General features: G+C 62.7%; 14 protein-coding genes. 6 read left to right on the forward strand and 8 right to left on the reverse strand.

The window, feature by feature from the left end; all coding sequences use genetic code 11:
• Nucleotides 1-67: 67 nt before the first annotated feature.
• Together AC1RQ5_RS21325 and AC1RQ5_RS21330 are read right to left on the reverse strand one after the other, a co-directional pair.
• Nucleotides 68-1,384, reverse strand: coding sequence for an MFS transporter (locus AC1RQ5_RS21325; RefSeq protein WP_398474611.1), 1,317 nt, complete (start codon nucleotides 1,382-1,384; stop codon nucleotides 68-70).
• A gap of 235 nt (nucleotides 1,385-1,619) precedes the next feature.
• Complete coding sequence (locus tag AC1RQ5_RS21330; protein WP_493201608.1) at nucleotides 1,620-1,778, reverse strand: hypothetical protein; 159 nt, start codon at nucleotides 1,776-1,778, stop codon at nucleotides 1,620-1,622.
• 110 nt (nucleotides 1,779-1,888) lie between these two features.
• On the opposite strand from AC1RQ5_RS21330, the gene AC1RQ5_RS21335 reads away from it, so the two are divergent.
• Nucleotides 1,889-2,455 carry a helix-turn-helix domain-containing protein gene (locus tag AC1RQ5_RS21335; protein ID WP_398474615.1) on the forward strand — a complete coding sequence of 189 codons (567 nt, stop codon included), beginning with the start codon at nucleotides 1,889-1,891 and terminating at the stop codon, nucleotides 2,453-2,455.
• Between the two features lie 86 nt (nucleotides 2,456-2,541).
• Here AC1RQ5_RS21335 and AC1RQ5_RS21340 read toward each other — a convergent pair whose 3' ends face one another.
• From AC1RQ5_RS21340 to AC1RQ5_RS21365, 6 genes are all read right to left on the reverse strand, one after another.
• Entirely contained in the window at nucleotides 2,542-3,297 is a 756-nt protein-coding gene (locus AC1RQ5_RS21340) for a DeoR/GlpR family DNA-binding transcription regulator (RefSeq protein WP_493201610.1), read from the reverse strand.
• 146 nt (nucleotides 3,298-3,443) lie between these two features.
• On the reverse strand, nucleotides 3,444-4,439 hold the full coding sequence (pdxA, locus tag AC1RQ5_RS21345; protein WP_493201612.1) for a 4-hydroxythreonine-4-phosphate dehydrogenase PdxA: 996 nt from the start codon (nucleotides 4,437-4,439) through the stop codon (nucleotides 3,444-3,446).
• Nucleotides 4,436-5,689: a four-carbon acid sugar kinase family protein gene (locus AC1RQ5_RS21350; RefSeq protein WP_493201614.1), complete on the reverse strand. Its 1,254-nt coding sequence runs from the start codon at nucleotides 5,687-5,689 to the stop codon at nucleotides 4,436-4,438. Before AC1RQ5_RS21350 ends, pdxA begins: the two co-directional genes overlap by 4 nt.
• Before the next feature lie 2 nt (nucleotides 5,690-5,691).
• On the reverse strand, nucleotides 5,692-6,714 hold the full coding sequence (locus AC1RQ5_RS21355) for a 2-keto-3-deoxygluconate permease (protein ID WP_493201616.1): 1,023 nt from the start codon (nucleotides 6,712-6,714) through the stop codon (nucleotides 5,692-5,694).
• A 358-nt stretch (nucleotides 6,715-7,072) separates the two neighbouring features.
• Entirely contained in the window at nucleotides 7,073-8,698 is a 1,626-nt protein-coding gene (locus AC1RQ5_RS21360; protein WP_398474626.1) for an ABC transporter substrate-binding protein, read from the reverse strand.
• 810 nt (nucleotides 8,699-9,508) lie between these two features.
• Nucleotides 9,509-11,128 carry an ABC transporter substrate-binding protein gene (locus AC1RQ5_RS21365; protein ID WP_398474769.1) on the reverse strand — a complete coding sequence of 540 codons (1,620 nt, stop codon included), beginning with the start codon at nucleotides 11,126-11,128 and terminating at the stop codon, nucleotides 9,509-9,511.
• Between the two features lie 303 nt (nucleotides 11,129-11,431).
• Between AC1RQ5_RS21365 and AC1RQ5_RS21370 the strand changes: the two genes are divergently transcribed.
• From AC1RQ5_RS21370 to AC1RQ5_RS21390, 5 genes are all read left to right on the forward strand, one after another.
• Nucleotides 11,432-12,565: a M20/M25/M40 family metallo-hydrolase gene (locus AC1RQ5_RS21370; protein ID WP_493201618.1), complete on the forward strand. Its 1,134-nt coding sequence runs from the start codon at nucleotides 11,432-11,434 to the stop codon at nucleotides 12,563-12,565.
• A gap of 410 nt (nucleotides 12,566-12,975) precedes the next feature.
• Nucleotides 12,976-13,917 (forward strand): ABC transporter permease, encoded by a 942-nt coding sequence (locus AC1RQ5_RS21375; protein ID WP_398474632.1) that lies wholly within the window; start codon nucleotides 12,976-12,978, stop codon nucleotides 13,915-13,917.
• A 13-nt stretch (nucleotides 13,918-13,930) separates the two neighbouring features.
• The gene (locus AC1RQ5_RS21380; protein ID WP_398474634.1) at nucleotides 13,931-14,815 is read left to right on the forward strand and encodes an ABC transporter permease; all 885 of its coding nucleotides are present in this window, start codon (nucleotides 13,931-13,933) and stop codon (nucleotides 14,813-14,815) included.
• Nucleotides 14,816-14,823: 8 nt separating this feature from the next.
• Nucleotides 14,824-16,515 carry an ABC transporter ATP-binding protein gene (locus tag AC1RQ5_RS21385; RefSeq protein ID WP_493203504.1) on the forward strand — a complete coding sequence of 564 codons (1,692 nt, stop codon included), beginning with the start codon at nucleotides 14,824-14,826 and terminating at the stop codon, nucleotides 16,513-16,515.
• A gap of 283 nt (nucleotides 16,516-16,798) precedes the next feature.
• Nucleotides 16,799-18,322: a M81 family metallopeptidase gene (locus tag AC1RQ5_RS21390; RefSeq protein WP_493201621.1), complete on the forward strand. Its 1,524-nt coding sequence runs from the start codon at nucleotides 16,799-16,801 to the stop codon at nucleotides 18,320-18,322.
• Nucleotides 18,323-18,325 lie beyond the last annotated feature (3 nt).

An 18,325-nucleotide genomic window follows, 5' to 3' on the forward strand; every position in this document is an offset into this window, starting at 1 on the left:
GCTCATACAGCACGACAAGTGGTGGGAATGCGGAGCGGCATTGCGTGCCGCTCCGCATGTGACGCGATCAGGTCAGTTCCTTGTTCGCCATTTCCGGCGCGAACCAGGTGGCGATGCCGGTGACGCAGGCGCAGAAGATCAGGAACAGTGACACCGGCCAAGTGGCGCCGGCCCAGGTCATCAGCGCGGCCGCGATCAGCGGCGAGAAGCCACCGCTGATGGCCGCGCCGACCTGGAAGCCGAGCGACGCACCGCTGTAGCGCAGCTTTGCCGTGAACAGTTCCGAATACCACGGCGCGCCGATGCCGAACATCACCATCTGGCCGAACGAGATCGCCACCACGATGGTGAGGATCACGATGGTCGGATCGCGGGTGTCGAGCAGCCAGAACATCGGGAATGCGAAGCCTGCGCAGAACAGGCAGCTCGCATAGAACATGGTCTTGCGACCGACCTTGTCCGACAGCCAGCCGAAGAACGGGATCGAGAACAGCGCGACGAAGGACGCGATAAAGGCACCGTTGAGCACCAGGCTGCGCGACAGGCCGAGCTTGGTGGTCGCATAGGACATGATGAAGACGCCGGCGATCGAGGCATAGGAAATCTCGGCGATCTTCAGGCCCACGGCAGTAAAGAACGGCCTGCGGTGATATTTGAAGATGTCGACGATCGGCATCTTCGCGACTTCGTTCTTGGCCTTGAGCGCACGGAAGGCGGGAGTCTCCTCCATGCTCATGCGGATCCACAGGCCGACGCCGACCAGCAGGATCGAGATCAGGAACGGAATGCGCCAGCCATAGCTCATGAACTGTTCTTCCGGCAGTTGCGACACCAGCGCGAACATGCCGATGGCCGCGAGATTGCCGACGGGATTACCGACCTGCACCATGCTGCCGAGGAAACCGCGTTTGTGCGTCGGGCAGTTCTCCACCACCATCAGCACCGCACCGCCCCACTCGCCGCCGAGGCCGATGCCCTGCATGAAGCGCAGCACGATCAGCAGGATCGGCGCCGCAATGCCGATTTGCGCATAGGTCGGCAGCAGGCCGATGGCGAAGGTACCGATGCCCATCACCATGATCGTGATGGCCAGCATCGCTTTGCGGCCGACGCGGTCGCCGTAATGTCCGAAGATCGCGGCACCGAGCGGACGCGCGAGGAAGCCGACGGCATAGGTGCCGAAGGCGGCGATGACCGCGGAAGCCGCATCACCGGTGGCAAAGAAGATCTTGTTGAACACGAGCGCGGTAGCCGCGCCGTAGATCAGGAAGTCATACCATTCGACGGCGGTACCGATGACGCTCGACCAGACGATTTTCCGCAGGGCTGCGTCGTCAGCGCTGCTCGTGGCAGTAGCCGTGTTGAATTCCTCAGCGACGGTCATGTTCACTCCTTCAAAAGACATGTTCAGTTTCAGGCGCGCAGTTTCTCGTTCCGCGTCGCGACATCTCGCGGCGCAGTCCGGTCGTCTCGTGAACTCTTGCGTTGGTGGCCGCGCACGCGAATGCGACGGCCAATCGTCAACCCTCTCAGCAGTGGTGGGGAAACGTCCCGCTTGACGGGCTACAATCTTCCGTCATCCCTCGTGCTCACCGATCCCCGTCACAAAGCCAACATGTTTACTGTGGGAAATCAACGGCACGAAAATCGGCAGATGCCAATGAATGCGGCAGGGCACTGATTTTGCCTGAACCAGACGCAAGATTTGCCGGATTCCAGCCTTTTCTGCCTAAATTATCCTTGCCCTTGCCGGAAATATCTGCAGCTATGTTTTCCATTGGAAACACCTCGACACCGCGATAGCCGTGTCGTCACCAGCACGCGCGGCGGCGCTTTCTTTGTTGGCGGGTCTTTTCTACAAGGACAGCCGCTCAAGGGGAGATCGAGGTTGCTTGACGTCAGTAAGAATGCGGTCGGCTTCAATCTGAAGCAGTTGCGCACGACCAAGGGCCTGACCCTCGATCAACTGGCAAGCCAGAGCGAACTCACGCGCGGCTATATCTCGCTGGTCGAGCGCGGGCTGAAGACGCCTTCGGTGAACGCCCTGCTGCGTCTTGCAGCAGCGCTCGACGTCAACGTCACCTATCTGTTCGATCCCAATCCGACACCGGCACCGCGCTACACGCTGTTTCGCCAGAACGAGCAGAATGCACCGATCCAGGAAGACGGCTTCGACCTGATCGCCCTCGCCGCCAGCCGCACGCGCAAGATGATGGAGCCGTTCGTCATCCGCCCGCCGCTAAAATCGGCGCCCCGCGCCTCACATGCCGGCGAAGAATTCCTGTTCGTCATCTCGGGCAAGATGGCGATCAAATTCGAGGACGAGGAGATCATCCTCGCAAAAGGCGATTGTCTGTATTTCGCAGGCGAGACCCCGCATTGGGTGCGCAGCATCGGCAAGACCAAGGCGGATGTTCTGCTGATCGTATCGGCGACGTCACCGCAGAAGCCGTAGGGCGGATGAGCCGAAGGCGTAATCCGCCGGCCGACTGCATGTGGCGGAGAAAGGCGGATGACGCTTCGCTCATCCACCCGACGGCCTCACCTCGCCACCACGACGCGTGCCCCACTCGCAGCAAACATCACACGCTGATTGTTCGGTGCATCACCGTCGGTCACCAGCGTCCAGTGCGGTGGCAGTGGCGCCCAGGCGTCCTGTTCGGCGCGGCCGAGCTTGCCGGCATCGGCCAGGATGATCACGTCCTTGGCCTGCTGCATCATCAGGGACTTCAACGCCACCTGTTCAAGATCGGCTTCGCACAGACCGCGGCCATCGACGACGCCGTCCGCGCTCATGATCGCACGATCCGCCGTCATGCGACGCAGCGCTTCGGCCGCCAAAGGTCCCATGGTGCTCATGCTCGTCGCGCGGATGGTGCCGCCAAGCACGATGAGCTCGATCCCCGGCGCCTTCGCAAGAAAAGGCAGAAGCGCGAGATTGTTGGTGATGATGCGGAGCTTGCGCTGCAGCAGCAGCCGGCCGAAGGCGGCCACGGTGGAACCGGCGTCGAGGATCAGCGTTTCGCCATCCTTGATCAGATCGGCTGCCGCCAGGGCGATCGCCTGCTTGGCCTTGCCCTGCACAGCGATACGCTGGTCGAGCGTCGCCTCGGCAACGTGGCCGGTGAGGATGGCGCCGCCATAGGTGCGGCGCACGTGGTTGTTTTTCGAGAGGAACTGCAGGTCGCGACGAACCGTCGAAGCGGAGACGTCGAAACGGCGCGCGAGATCGTCCACATCGATCTCGCCGGCATTCAGCGCGTCCAACAGGCGCGCCCGCCGTTCCTTGCTGCGCATCGACATCGAATCCCGGCCCTTCGTCACACTCTTCGTTCCGGAGCGTCGGCGCACCTTCGCGACGGCGACCCCGGAACCTTGTTATGGCTCAAGCACAACGGGATTCCGGGTTCGCGCGCAAGAGCGCGCGTCCCGGAATGACAGCATTAGGCGGCCTTCGGCGCGAGATCGACCGCCTGACGCAGCGCCTCGATCAGGCTGCGCTCGTCGGCAATGCCCTTGCCGGCGATGTCGAAGGCGGTGCCATGATCGACCGAGGTGCGGATCACCGGCAGGCCGACCGTGATGTTCACGCCTGATTCGAGGCCCAGCACCTTGATCGGGCCATGGCCCTGATCGTGATACATGGCGACCACCATGTCGTAGTCGCCGCGGCCGGCCAGGAAGAACAGCGTGTCGGCCGGCAGCGGGCCGTGCACGTCCCAGCCCTTGGCCTGGCACTTCTCGACGGCCGGCGTGATCTTCTCGGCTTCCTCGCCATAACCGAACAGGCCGTTTTCGCCGGCATGCGGATTGATGGCGCAGACGCCGATCTTCGGGTTCTTGATGCCGGCCTTCACCAGCACTTCATGGCCGCGGGTGATGACGCGCTCGACCAGGCCCGGCTCGATCTTCTTGATGGCATCGATCAGGCCGATATGGGTGGTGACGTGAATGACGCGCAGCTTGGGCGACACCAGCATCATCGACACTTCCGGCGTGCCGGTGAGATGCGCAAGCAGTTCGGTGTGGCCGGGATATTTATGGCCGGCCGAATGCAGAGCTTCCTTGGAGAGCGGCGCGGTGCAGATGCCCTGGGCGATACCGGACTGCACGATCTCCACGGCCTTCTCGATATAGCGATAGGCCGCCTCGCCGCCGATCGGCGAATTCTTGCCGAATGGCAGATCGGCCGGCACATTCTTCAGATCGACGCACTGGATGTTCTTCGAGGCGAAATCCGCATCCTTGGCATCGGCCAGCGAATCCACGCCGAGCGACACGCCGGTCACTTCGCCGGCCTTGCGCAGGCGGCCGGCATCGCCGATCACCAGCATGTTGCACAGCGCCTGCGCTTCCGGCTTGGCCAGCGCCTTCATGATTACTTCGGGGCCGATACCGGCCGGATCGCCCATGGTGATCGCAATGGTGGTACGGCTCATGAGAAGCTTCCTTTGGTTCGGACGGCGCGAAGACGTTCGCTGATACGGATAAGGCTCATATCGTCACCGAAGGCTCCAGCCTTGGTGGCGATCGGCACAGAGAGTTGGCCAAGCGTGAGGCCGAGCGACACGCCCGGCTCGATTTCGTCGGCAAGGCGGATGCCGTTGACGCCGAAGCGGGACAGCAGCGCAGCAGCGGTCTCGCCACCAGTGGCCGCGAAGGCGCCGATCGCAGGTGCCACGCTTTCGAGCGTGACAGCGAGGCCTTCGGCGAGCTTGGGGCCGAGTGCCATGTTGAGCTCGCCTTCCATCATGATCTCGACCAGCGCGTCGCCGCCGGAGGCGAGATGCGTCGAGACGGCTGCGGCGAGTGTCGCGCGCTCGGTTGCGTTGGCATCGAGCAGCGTCTCGGGCGACACGGGGAAATGCTTGACGGTGCCGGTAGCATCGAGCTTGCGCGCAGCAGAGCGCGAGGCGCCGGCAACTGAACCAACAACGATCAGTGTCCCCTGCTTGCTCGTCGGAATCTTGAGTGCTTCGCCTGCGGCATCGTCATCGAGGCCAGCCAGCGCATGTGCGAGACCGGCGCTGCCGATGAAGAATGTCGCCTTCGAGGCATGCAAGCTCGCTTCGGCAATCAGATGCAGATCGTTGTCGGTCTCGGCATCACAGCATGCGACAACATCGCCTTCAGCTGCGAGTTTCGCAAAAACGGATTTGAGATCGCCGCCGCGAATGGTGGCGAGCGTCACTTTCTCGCCGCGGATGCCGGCGGTGGCCAGGACATCGACGAGATCGGCATTGGGATAAGTGTGGTCGCGCTGCCAGACTTCGGCGTCTTCCAGCGGAGCACCCTTCACGAGGATACGCCCGTCGATGGTGGTGCGGCCGGTGGCCGGAAAGGCCGGCGCGAAGACGCCCAAGCCGGCGCCGACATTCGCCTTGAGATAATCGAGCGCGGCCTTCGTCTCAGCTGCGGGTTGGCCCCGCAGCGTCGAGTCGATCTTCTTGAACAGCGTGCGGCCGGGCTCACACAAACGAGCCAGGATATCCGCATGCCGCGCAGCTGCGTCCGCGGCAGGCATGCCGCGGCTCGCTGCATCATAGGCCATGACCGGAAGCTGGTGATCCGATGCATCGGATACTTCGCCCCATGTCACTGCGGCTGCCTGCCCTCTTCGTCCGAAGGCGATGGCACAGTCCGCAGCACCGGTGAGATCGTCCGCGAGGATCAGCCAGCGATCAGTCATGCTTAGCGTCCGGTTGCCGGAGCGGTTGCTGCCGGGGCAGCAGCTTTGGTGTCTTCACCCTCGGGCTCGACATCCTTGCCGACGATGCCGGCGATCCATGCCGTCGCGATCGGCGTCAGGATAGCGGTGACGACCACGCAGGCTGCGATCAGGATCGTGGCCGGGCCGGCTGCTGCTGCGTAGTCGGGATTGGCCGCAGCGACGATCGCCGGAACGGCGGCCGCATTGCCAGCCGTCGAAGCCGCAGCGACACCCGCGACGCCATTGCCGCCGATCAGACGGTCCGCGAAGAACATCGGAATGCCCGTGAGGATGACGACGCCGACACCCATGGCGATACCGAGCAGACCAGCCTGCCAGACCATCGAGAGATTGAGGCCGGTGCCGAGCGCGAAGGCGAAGAACGGGATCATCACCGGCACGGCCTTGCTGAGGAATTCGCGCATTTCCTTGTCGAGATTGCCGATGATCATGCCGATCACCAGCGGCAGGATCGCGCCGACAAGTGCGGGCCACTGGAACGACGACAGGCCGGCAACGCCGAGCGTGATCATGGTCAGGAACGGGCCACTCTCGAGCGTCATGATGGTATAGGCACCGACGTCGCGCGGACGGCCATACTGGCCCATCAGCGCCATGTAGAGGCCGCCATTGGTATCATTCATCGCCGCAACGATCGCGAGCGTCGAGACGCCCGCGAAGATGCCCGCGGTGATCGGGGCTTCGCCGAGGAAGCGGCCGAAGATCAGGCCGAGGATCATCGCCGTGCCAACCTTGACGGCCAGCAGCGTGCCGCCCTTTTTCACGATGTAGGGGGTCGCCTTGAAGGAGATGCTGGCGCCCATGCAGACATAGAAGACTGCGAGGATCGTCAGGGCGCCGCCAGAGAACAGCGCGCCGGTGAAGGAGCCGAAGAATTTCGGGGTGTTGGGGAAGAACGTCGCGACCAAAGCGCCGAGCAAAAGCGGGACGGTCATCATGCCGCCGGGGACTTTTTCAATCGCGCGCTTAATTGGAACCTGCATTTTCATTTCCTCTGATTATTTTGCGCAATTTGCCCATCCGGCCCCAGCGCGGCGGCGGTTTATGCGCATGACACGCAAATGACAACCCCGTTTTGCGCAATGTGCGCATCCTCTAACAAGGCCTTAACGGCGAGCGGGTTCCGTCCGCTGCCTCAAGAATGCCGCAAGACGGCATCGAAACAGTCGGGACCAGCCGCCATCAACATTACTAAAATACCTTTTTTCGCAAGAATGCCACCGTGATGCCGCTGGTTTGCCGCTACCGCCCCCGGTTTGCCGCAAGAAAAAAACGCCGGCCTGAGAGTTCAGGCCGGCGCGTCGCTTGGTTCGGTGCGTCAGAAATAAGGCGCGCGACCGATCAGTCCTTCTTGTCGATGTTCCAGAACACCGGGGTCGCGGCACCCGGCAACACGCCGGTCAGCGAGGTCCGCCACACGCTCGGGATCTGATATTCGCCGAGCGGCAGATAGGCGACTTCCTCGAGCGCACGGGCCTGGACTTCGGCAGCGATCTTCTTCTGCTCTTCCGGCGTCGTGGCGCGGGCATATTTGTCGCGCAGCTCTTCGATCTTCGCGTCCTCGAACCAGCCGAACCAGCCGCCATTCTTGCCGCGGCCCGACACCGAGACGTTGGAGACCGGATTGAGAATGTCCGCACCGACCCAGTTGGTGAAGAACATGTTCCAGCCGCCTTCCTTCACCGGCTTCTGGCTCGCACGACGCGTCACGACGGTCTGCCAGTCGGTGGCCTGCACTTCGACCTTGAAGCCGGCATCGCGCAAGAGCTGCGCCGCCACGATCGGCTGCGCCTTCAGCGACGACACGTCGGTCGGCGCCATGATCACGACGGGCGTGCCGTCATAACCGGATTCCGCGAGCGCCTTCTTGGCGGCCGCCATGCCGCTGCCCTTGACCAGGGTCTCGGCACCGACATCGGCGGCGTTCGGCGTATCGCAGCCGAACATCGCGCCGCAGATCTTCATGTATTTCGCATCGCCGACCAGCGCGTCGAGCACCGGCTTCTGGTTCATCGCGAGGAAGGCCGCGCGGCGAACCTTCACATTGTCAAACGGCGGCAGCAGGAAATTCATGCGGCCGAGGGTCTGGTAGCCGAGCTTGTTGAGGATCTCGATCTTGAGCTCCTTGTCCTTGGCGAGGATCGGCAGCAGGTCGTAGGGACCGTTCTCCATGAAATCGATGTCGCCGGACTGCAGCGCGTTCACCGCGGTCTGCGCATCGGGCATGGTGATCCATTCGACACGATCGACCTTCACCACCTTGCCACCCGAGGCCCAATCGGCAGGCTCCGAACGCGGCACGTAATCCTTGTTCTTCTCGTAGACGGCCTTCACGCCCGGCTGGAATTCGGACTGTACGAATTTGAACGGGCCCGAACCGATCTGCTCGGCGATCGACTTGCCCGCCGGGGTTTCGGCGAGACGCTTCGGCATCATGAACGGCGTCAGCGACGACGGTTTTGCAATGGAGTCGAGCACGAGGCCGTAGGGCTCTTTCAGCGTCAGCACGATGGTCTTGGCATCGGGCGCCTCGATGCTCTTGGTGAAATCCATGAGCTTCTGGCCCATGCCGTCATTGCGGCCCCAGCGTTTCAGCGAGGCGACGCAGTCTTCGGCCGTCACCGGCGGACCGTCGTGCCACTTCAGGCCATCGCGCAGCGTGAAGGTGTAGACGAGCTTGTCGTCCGACACCTTGAAGCTCGCCATCTGCGGCTGGATCTGGAATTTCGAATCGATCGCCAGCAGCGTGTCGTAGACCATGTAGCCATGATCGCGCACGATATAGGCGGTGGTGATGCCGGGATCGAGCACGCGCAGATCCGAATGCATCACGGCAGTGATGGTCTTGCCGGCCGCATCGGCGGGCGAGGACATCATCGGTGATGCGAGTGCCATCGCAAGCGCGATGCTCGGCAGCGTCATTTTCGTAAAGGCTGCAGAGTGCCGCCAACGTGACATGATAGACATTCGATCTCTCCTGACTGGATTCTGATCACAGGCCGATGATTGCTTATGCAACGCGATCTATTTTTGAGCGCTTCGCAGTGTGTCTTTATCGTTTAGACTTCAAAGACTTGCATCAAGCAGGAAGCACGTCAATCGGGATTTCGACGGCGTGTATGAACGTCGCGGCGCACGATGACATGCACGGAGCGAACGACGACAAGCAGTCGCAGGGCAGCTTCGCGTTCACTATGTCCCTCATCTGAAGAGCGCGCTCCCGCGCGCGTCGCGAAGGATGGCGGCACGCTCGGAGTCAGGCCAGCTCATGGTTCGAGACGGCGCTGTGCGCCTCCTCACCATGAGGGGAAGCGTATGGGGCTGATATTCACAAAGCAGCCACAGGCATTTCCCCGCGCCAAACTCTTTCCCTCATCCTGAGGAGCGCGCTCTTGCGCGCGTCTCGAAGGATGGCTGCAAGCTCGGAGCCAGACCAGCTCATGGTTCGAGACGGCGCTGCGCGCCTCCTCACCATGAGGGTGGGTGCGTGGGGCCGAGGCGGACAACGCGGCTGCAAATTCGTCGCCGCATCAAACTCTTCCCCTCATCCTGAGGAGCGCGCTCTTGCGCGCGTCTCGAAGGATGGCGGCACGCTCGGAGCCAGCACAGCTCATGGTTCGAGACGGCGCTTCCGCCTTCGCTCTTCGAGCTACGGCGGACAAGCCGCGCCTCCTTACCATGAGGGATGGTGGGTATGCGCTTAAAAACAAAAACGCCGGCCTGATTGCTCAAGCCGGCGCTCTGTCACTTCACACGGACCGCCGCAGCGGTGCCGGCTCAGTCCTTCTTGTCGATGTTCCAGAACATCGGGATCGCAGCGCCCTGGGTGACGCCGGTCAGTGACTTCCGCCAGATGCTCGGCACCTTGTATTCGCCGAGCGGGATGTAGATCACCTTGTCGTAGATCTCCTTCTGCACGTCGGCAGCGAGCTTCTTCTGCTCCTCCGGCGTGGTCGCACGCGCATATTTGTCGCGCAGCACTTCCAGCTCGGCATCTTCGCTCCAGCCGAACCAGCCGCCATTGCTCTTGCCGCGGCCCGAGGTCGCGACATTGCTGATGGGGTTGAGGATGTCGGCGCCGACCCAGTTCGAGAAGAACATGTTCCAGCCGCCCTCCTTGACGGGCTTCTGGCTCGGACGACGGCTCAGCACCGTCTGCCAGTCGGTCGCCTGCACCTCGACCTTGAAGCCGGCATTGCGGAGCAGCTGCGCGGCAACGATCGGCTGAGCTTTGAGCGTGGTCACGTCGGTCGGTGCCATGATGGTCACCGGCGTGCCGTCATAACCGGCTTCGGCAAGCAGCTTCTTGGCTTCCTCGAGACCGTTGCCCTTCACTAGGCTTTCCGAGCCGATATCCGTGGCATTCGGCGTGTCGCAACCGAACACGGCGCCGCAGACCTTGTAATATTTGGGATCGCCAACCAGCGCATCCAGCACCGGCTTCTGGCTCATGGCCAGGAACGCGGCACGGCGAATCTTCGGATTGTCGAAGGGCGGGTTGAGGAAGTTCATGCGGCCGAAGGTCTGGAAGCCCAGCGGGTTCAGCACTTCGATCTGAAGCTCCGGATCCTTCGCCAGCACCGGCAGCAGGTCGTAGGGACCATTTTCCATGAAGTCGATGTCACCCGACTGCAGCGCATTCACCGCGGTCTGTGCATCGGGCATGGTGATCCACTCGACGCGATCGACCTTCACCACCTTGCCGCCGGCCTGCCAGTCGGTCGGCTCGGAACGCGGCTTGTACTCCTTGAACTTCTCGTAGACGGCCTTCACGCCGGGCTGGAATTCAGCCTGCACGAATTTGAACGGACCCGAACCGATCTGCTCGCCAATCGCCTTGCCGGCCGGGGTTTCAGCCAGACGCTTCGGCATCATGAACGGCACCAGCGACGACGGCTTGGCGATCGAATCCAGCACGAGGCCGTAGGGTTCCTTCAGGGTCAGCACGATGGTCTTGGCGTCGGGCGCCTCGATGCTCTTGGTGAAGTCCATGAGCTTCTGGCCCATGCCGTCATTCCGGCCCCAGCGCTTCAGCGAGGCGGCGCAGTCTTCCGCGGTCACCGGCTTGCCGTCATGCCACATGAGGCCGTCGCGCAGGGTAAATGTATAGACAAGCTTGTCGTCGGAGACTTTCCAGTCGGCCATCTGCGGCTTGATCTCGTATTTCGAGTTCATGCCGAGCAGCGTGTCGAACACCATGTAGCCGTGGTCACGGACGATATAGCCGGTGGTGATGCCGGGATCGAGCACGCGCAGGTCGGAATGCATTACGGCGGTGATGGTCTTGCCGGCCGCATGCGCGGGCGACGACAGCACCGGCAGCGAGAGGGCAACTGCAACTGCCAGACCCGGCAGCGCAAATTTCGTGATGGCCGCGGAACGCAGCCAACGTGACATATCAAACACTCAAGTCTCTCCTGACTGGAATCTCATCATCGATCGATGATCGATTGTGCAACGCGATAGAATTTTAGGCCCCTTCGCGTGTTGCCTTTATAATTTAGGCATCAAAGCCTTGCATCAAGCGCGATGCGGGTCAATCGTGTTTTCAGCATGCTGGAAAATGCATCGCTTTGCACAGCGTCAATTTGCAAAGGCAATTGCGCTGCTGCTAAGTCAGGCACGAGTTCTCGCAATGCGCAGGTGCAAGTTGCACCCGTCAATCTGTGACAGAAATTCTCATCCAAGAGGAATGACTTGATGAATCCCGCCGAACTCCCCTTCGATCTCGAGGACATGCTGAAAGGCCTGCGCGTCTGGGTCGAATGTGAAAGCCCCACCTGGGATGCGAATGCTGTCAACAGCATGCTCGACCTCGCTGCGCGCGACATGCAGATCATGGGTGCGACCATCGAACGCATCGCGGGGCGTCAGGGATTCGGCGGTTGTATCCGCGCGCGTTTTCCACATCCGAAGTTCGGCGAGCCGGGCATCCTGATCGCGGGTCACATGGATACCGTGCATCCGGTCGGCACCATCGAGAAACTGAAATGGCGCCGCGATGGCGAGCTCTGCTACGGCCCCGCGATCTGCGACATGAAGGGCGGCAATTATCTGTCGGTCGAGGCGATCCGCCAGCTGATGCGCATCTCCTACACGACGCCGCTGCCGATCACCGTTCTGTTCACGCCGGATGAAGAAGTCGGCACCCCCTCCACCCGCGACATCATCGAAGCCGAAGCCGCACGCAACAAATATGTGCTGGTGCCCGAACCCGGCAGCGCCAATAACGGCACCACCTCCGGCCGCTACGCCATTGCCCGCTTCAATCTCGAAGCCATCGGCCGCCCCAGCCATTCCGGCGCCACGCTGTCGAATGGCCGCTCCGCGATCCGCGAAATGGCCAAGCGAATCGTGCAGATCGACGAGATGACCGGCCCCGATTGCACCTTCAGCGTCGGCATCGTGCATGGCGGACAATGGGTCAATTGCGTCGCCTCCTCCTGCACCGGCGAAGCCCTCAGCATGGCGAAGCGCCAGGAGGACCTCGACAAGGGCGTCGAGCGCATGCTCGCGCTCTCAGGCACCGAGAATGACGTTCAATTCAAGGTCACTCGCGGCGTCACCCGCCCGGTCTGGGAACCGTCTGCGGCAACGCTGGAATTGTTCGAGAAAGCCAAGGCCATCAATGCGCGCCTCGGCCTGCCCGAGCTCACCCATGGCAGCAAGGGCGGCGGCTCCGACGGCAACTTTACCGGCGCCATGGGTATCCCGACACTCGACGGCCTCGGCGTGCACGGCGCCGACATGCACACGCTCAACGAATACATCATCGCGCAGAGCCTGGTGGATCGCGGCCGCCTGATGGCGGGATTGCTGGCCACGCTCGATTGATGCAATGACGACCGGTCCGTCCATGACTCTGATCAGGGCTTTTGCATATGGGGTTTGAGCGATGGAGATAGTGCCGGGCCTGCATGGTTCGAGACGCCCGCTTCGCGGGCTCCTCACCATGAGGGTCTTCTACAGAGCCACACTCTGCCCTCATCCTGAGGAGCCGCGTAGCGGCGTCTCGAAGGATGGTCGCACGATGCTTCTTGCGACTATATGCGATGCCCTACCATGGTGATGGACGGACCAAAAAAGTGGCACGGGACTTGCTACCTTTTTACTCAGAAAATTTCGGGTTGATGCGCATCGCGACTGTTCTGACGATCAGGATCAATTGCTGTGCGCCCGTGACGTTTCCGGTTGACCGATCAGGTCCAGTTACGTTCGATCAACACGACCAATAGGACAACGTTATGCTCGGATATCTCATTCGCCGAATTCTGGCGGCCATTCCCGTTATGGGCGTGGTGGCCCTGTTCGTCTTCCTGCTGCTGCGGCTGACCCCGGGCGATCCCGCCGCGATCATCGCGGGTGACAATGCGACGCCGGAGCAGCTTGATCGTATCCGCACCTCGCTCGGGCTCAACGAGCCGCTCTATACGCAGTTCTTCTCATGGGTCTGGCGCCTGCTGCATGGCGACTTCGGCACCTCGCTGATTTCCAATGTGCCCGTGCTGCAGATGGTCAATCAGCGCATCGAGCCGTCGCTCAGCGTCGCGCTGAGCGTGATGCTGGTGTCGATCTGCGTGGCGATCCCGCTCGGCGTCATCGCTGCATGGAAGCACGGCACCTGGGTCGACCGCCTGGTGATGGCGCTGTCGGTGGTCGGCTTCTCCGTCCCCGTCTTCGTGATCGGCTATGTGCTGGTGCAGATCTTTGCGATCGAATTGCGATGGGTGCCGGTGCAGGGCTTCCGCAGCATCTCGCGCGGCTTCGGTCCGTTCTTCGAACGCATGGTGCTGCCGACCGTGGCGCTCTCCTTTGTCTATGTGGCGCTGATTGCACGCATGACGCGCGCGGCGATGCTCAACGTGCTCGGCGAAGATTTTGTGCGCACGGCGCGCGCCAAGGGCATCAATGAAGGCTCGGTGCTGTTCCGCCATGCGCTGCGCAACGCGGCCGTCCCCGTCATCACCGTGATCGGCACCGGTTTCGCGCTGCTGATCTCCGGCGTCGTCGTCACCGAAAGCGTGTTCAACCTGCCCGGCATCGGACGGCTCACCGTCGATGCCGTGCTGGCGCGCGACTTCCCAGTGATTCAGGCCATGATCCTGCTCACCTCAGGCGTCTATGTCTGTGTCAATTTGCTGATCGACCTTGCCTACGCATTGCTCGATCCCCGCATTCGTTACTAGGAAATCGCAAACGATGGCGATCGAGACTCTCCCCAATCCCGCCCTTCCCTCACGCCGCGGTCCGTCGCTCGGCTTTCTCACGGCAACGCCGATCATCGCGATTGCGACGGTCTGCCTGACGCTGGTGATCCTGTCGGCGATTTTTGCGCCGTGGCTGACCTCGCATGATCCGCAGCTTCTGGCGCCCGCAATGCGCCTGAAGCCGGCGAGCGCGGAATATCTGCTCGGCACCGATGCCTATGGCCGCGACGTGCTGGCGCGCATTCTCTATGGCGGCCGCATCTCGCTGCTGATCGGCCTCGGCGCGGCTGTCACCAGCATCGTCATCGGCCTGTGCATCGGCCTGTTCTCCGGCTTCTTCAAATGGATGGACGCCATCCTGATGCGCGTCATGGACGGCCTGATGGCGATGCCCGGCGTGCTGCTGGCCATCGCGGTGGTGTCGCTCTCCGGCGCCACGCTGACCACGGTGCTGATCGCCATCACCATCCCGGAAATTCCGCGCGTCGCGCGTCTGGTCCGCTCGGTGGTGCTGTCGGCGCGTGAAGAGCCCTATGTGGAAGCGGCGATCTCGCTCGGCACCAGCATGCCGAAGATCATGTGGAAGCATCTGGTGCCCAACACCGTGGCGCCGCTGATCGTGCAAGGCACGTTCATCGCCGCGTCGGCGATCCTCACCGAAGCCATCCTGTCGTTCCTCGGCGCCGGCATCTCGCCGGAAACGCCGACCTGGGGCAATATCATGGCCGAGGGCCGCGCCTTCTTCCAGGTCAAGCCGTCGCTGATCTTCTGGCCCGGACTGCTGCTGTCCGTCGCCATCCTGTCGGTCAACCTGATCGGCGACGCCGCGCGCGACGCGCTTGATCCCCGCATGCAACAGCGGGAGGCTGGCAAATGAACGACGTGATGAGCAATTCCCTGAACGAGAATACGACCGTGAACGACCGTCCCATCGCGCTCGATATCGAGAACCTCGTCGTCTCCGTCGGCAAGCACGGCACCGGCAAGAAGATCCTCGACGGCGTGTCGCTGCAGGTGCGCCAGGGCGAGACGCTGTGCGTGGTCGGCGAAAGCGGCTCCGGCAAATCGGTGACCTCGCTCGCCACCATGGGCCTGCTGCCGAAGGATTCGCTGAAGGCCACCGGTGGCAGCATCAAGCTGGTCGGCGAGGACGTGCTGAAGGCGAGCGATCGCCGCCTGCGCGAACTCCGCGCCACCACCATGGCGATGATCTTCCAGGAACCGATGACGGCGCTCAATCCAGTCGTCACCGTGGGCAAGCAGATCGACGAAGTGCTGCGCACCCACACCAATCTCGGTGGCTCCGCACGTCGCGCAAAAATTCTCGACATGATGGAGCAGGTGCGCCTGCCCGACGTGAAGCGCATCTTTGCCTCCTATCCGCACCGCCTCTCCGGCGGCCAGCGCCAGCGCATCATGATCGCCATGGCGCTGGTGCTCGAGCCGAAACTGCTGATCGCCGACGAGCCGACCACCGCGCTCGACGTCACCACCCAGGCGCAGATCCTCAAGCTGATGCGCGACCTGCAGAAGGACCACGGCACCGCCGTGCTGTTCATCACCCATGACATGGGCGTGGTCGCCGATATCGCCGACCGCGTCGCGGTGATGCGTCAGGGCCGTCTCGTCGAGACCGGACCCCTGAAGCAGATCCTGAGCGCGCCGACCATGGACTATACGCGCAACCTGCTCTCGGCGGTGCCGAGCCTGGTGCCGCGTCCGCCGCGTGTCGAGCAGGGTTTCAACCCGGTGGTGCTGGAAGCCAATGAACTGGGCAAGGTCTATCGCGAGCGCTCCTTCATCGGAAAGCCGCGTGAAGTCCACGCCGCCCAGGACGTCACGCTGACGCTGCGCAAGGGCCGCACGCTTGGCATCGTCGGCGAGAGCGGCTCCGGCAAGTCCACCGTGGCGCGCTGCATCGTCCGCCTGATCGATCCGACCTCGGGCGGCATTCGCCTGGCCGGCCGCGAGATTTCGGACCTGTCGCGCCATGCGCTGCAGCCGCATCGCAAGAAGATCCAGATCGTGTTCCAGGATCCGTATCGCTCGCTCAATCCGCGTATCACCGTCGGCGAGTCCATCTGCGAAGGCCCGATCAATTTCGGTACCAAGCGTTCGGTGGCCATGGCGCGGGCGCGCGAGTTGCTCGAACTCGTCGACCTGCCTGCGGATGCCGTCAATCGCTATCCGCACCAGTTTTCCGGCGGCCAGCGCCAGCGCATCGCCATTGCGCGCGCGCTCGCCCTCGATCCGGAAGTTCTCGTGGCGGACGAAGCGGTGTCGGCGCTCGACGTGTCGGTGCAGGCGCAGGTGCTGAAGCTGCTCGACGACATCCAGACCCGGCTCGGCATCGCCATCCTGTTCATCACCCACGATCTCCGCGTCGCCGCGCAGATCTGCGACGACGTTGCTGTGATGCAGCACGGCAAAGTGGTGGAACAGGGCCCGGCAGCGGAAGTCCTCGCAAATCCGCAGCAGGCCTATACCAAGCAACTGCTTGACGCGGCGCCCGGACGAGGATGGGATTTCGCCAACTTCCGTCCGGTCGATCCCGCTGTGGTGGCGTCGGCCGTTTAGTCTCATCCCGCCAGTCCGCAGGGCTATCGCATATGCAACGCGAAGAGCATCCCGTGGCCATCCTTCGAGACGCGGCCAAACGGCCGCTCCTCAGGATGAGGGCGGAGTATGGCGCTGTAGAAGTCCCTCATGGTGAGGAGCCCGCAAAGCGGGCGTCTCGAACCATGCAGGCCGAGGACTATCGCCATCGCTCAAGCACCTTGTCCAATACTCCTGTGTCATTTCGGATCCTAGCCTTCGGCACAGCCCGGAATGAAAATCATCCTGCGAACCGAGTGCCTTCATGACCCGTATCGCCGTCGGCGGCTTCCTGCACGAAACCAACACATTCGCCCCTACCAAGGCCACCTATGAGGCCTTCGTCCATGGCGGCGGCTGGCCGTCGATGACCCACGGCGCCGATGTGCTGAAAGTGATGCGCGGCATCAATGTCGGCCTTGCCGGCTTTGTCGAGGAAGCGGAAGCGCGCGGCTGGGAGTTGGTCCCGACCATCGCCTGCGGCGCCAGCCCGTCGGCGCATGTCACCGAAGACGCGTTCGAGCGCATCGTCGGCGAGATGATCGAGGGCATCAAGAAAGCGATGCCGCTCGATGCCGTCTATCTCGATCTGCACGGCGCGATGGTGACCGAACATTTCGACGATGGCGAGCGCGAGATCACGCGCCGCGTGCGCGCGGTGATCGGGCCGGACATCCCCTTCGTGGTGAGCCTCGACCTGCACGGCAATATCTCGGCAGAGACCGTTGAATACACCGACGCGCTGATCGCCTATCGCACCTATCCGCATGTGGACATGGCCGATACCGGCCGCGCCTCGGCGCGCCATATGGAATTGCTGCTGGGCGGCAATCGCTTTGCCAAAGCGTTCCGACAGTTGCCGTTCCTGATCCCGATCTCCTGGCAATGCACCAATGACGAGCCCACCAAGCGCATCTATCAGATGCTCGCGGCGATCGAACATGACCAGGTGCCGACGCTGTCGTTCTGTCCGGGCTTTCCGGCCGCGGATTTCAAGGATTGCTGCCCGAGCGTATTCGCCTATGGCGTGACGCAAGCGGACGCGGATGCAGCGGCCGACACCGTGGTCAATCTGGTGCTCGGCCACGAGAATGATTTCGACGGCAAGATCTGGCAGCCCGACCAAGGCGTGCTGCATGCGATGGAGCTGGCGAAGACGCTGACCAAGCCTGTGGTGATTGCCGATACGCAGGACAATCCCGGCGCCGGCGGCGACAGCGACACCACCGGCATGCTGCGCGCGCTGGTGAGGAACAAGGCGATCAAGGCCGCCCATGGCGTGATCTATGATCCCGCCGCCTGCAAGGCCGCGCATGAAGCCGGCGAAGGCGCAACGGTCAAGCTCTCCATCGGCGGCAAGTCCGGCATTCCCGGCGACGCGCCTTACGAAAACACGTTCGTCATCGAAAAGCTCTCCGACGGCAAGTTCGTCGCGCCCGGCCCGTATTACGGCGGTCGCGACATGGATATGGGCCCCTCGGCCTGCCTGCGCATCGACGATGTGCGCGTGGTGATCTCCTCGCACAAGGCGCAGCTCGCCGACCAGGCGATGTACCGCTATGTCGGCATCGAGCCGACCGAGCAGAATATCCTCGTCAACAAGAGCTCGGTGCATTTCCGCGCCGACTTCGAGCCCATCGCCGGTCAGCTGATGATCTGCGCAGCACCGGGCGCGATGCCCGCTGATACGTCGGTGCTGCCCTGGAAGCATCTGCGTCCCGGCATCAAGCTGAAGCCGAACGGCGCGCCGTTCACGCCCGAAACGTCTTCCCCTGCCCTCGTTCCGTAACGG

It is taken from the genome of Tardiphaga sp. GW821-FHT12E02, assembly GCF_058807155.1.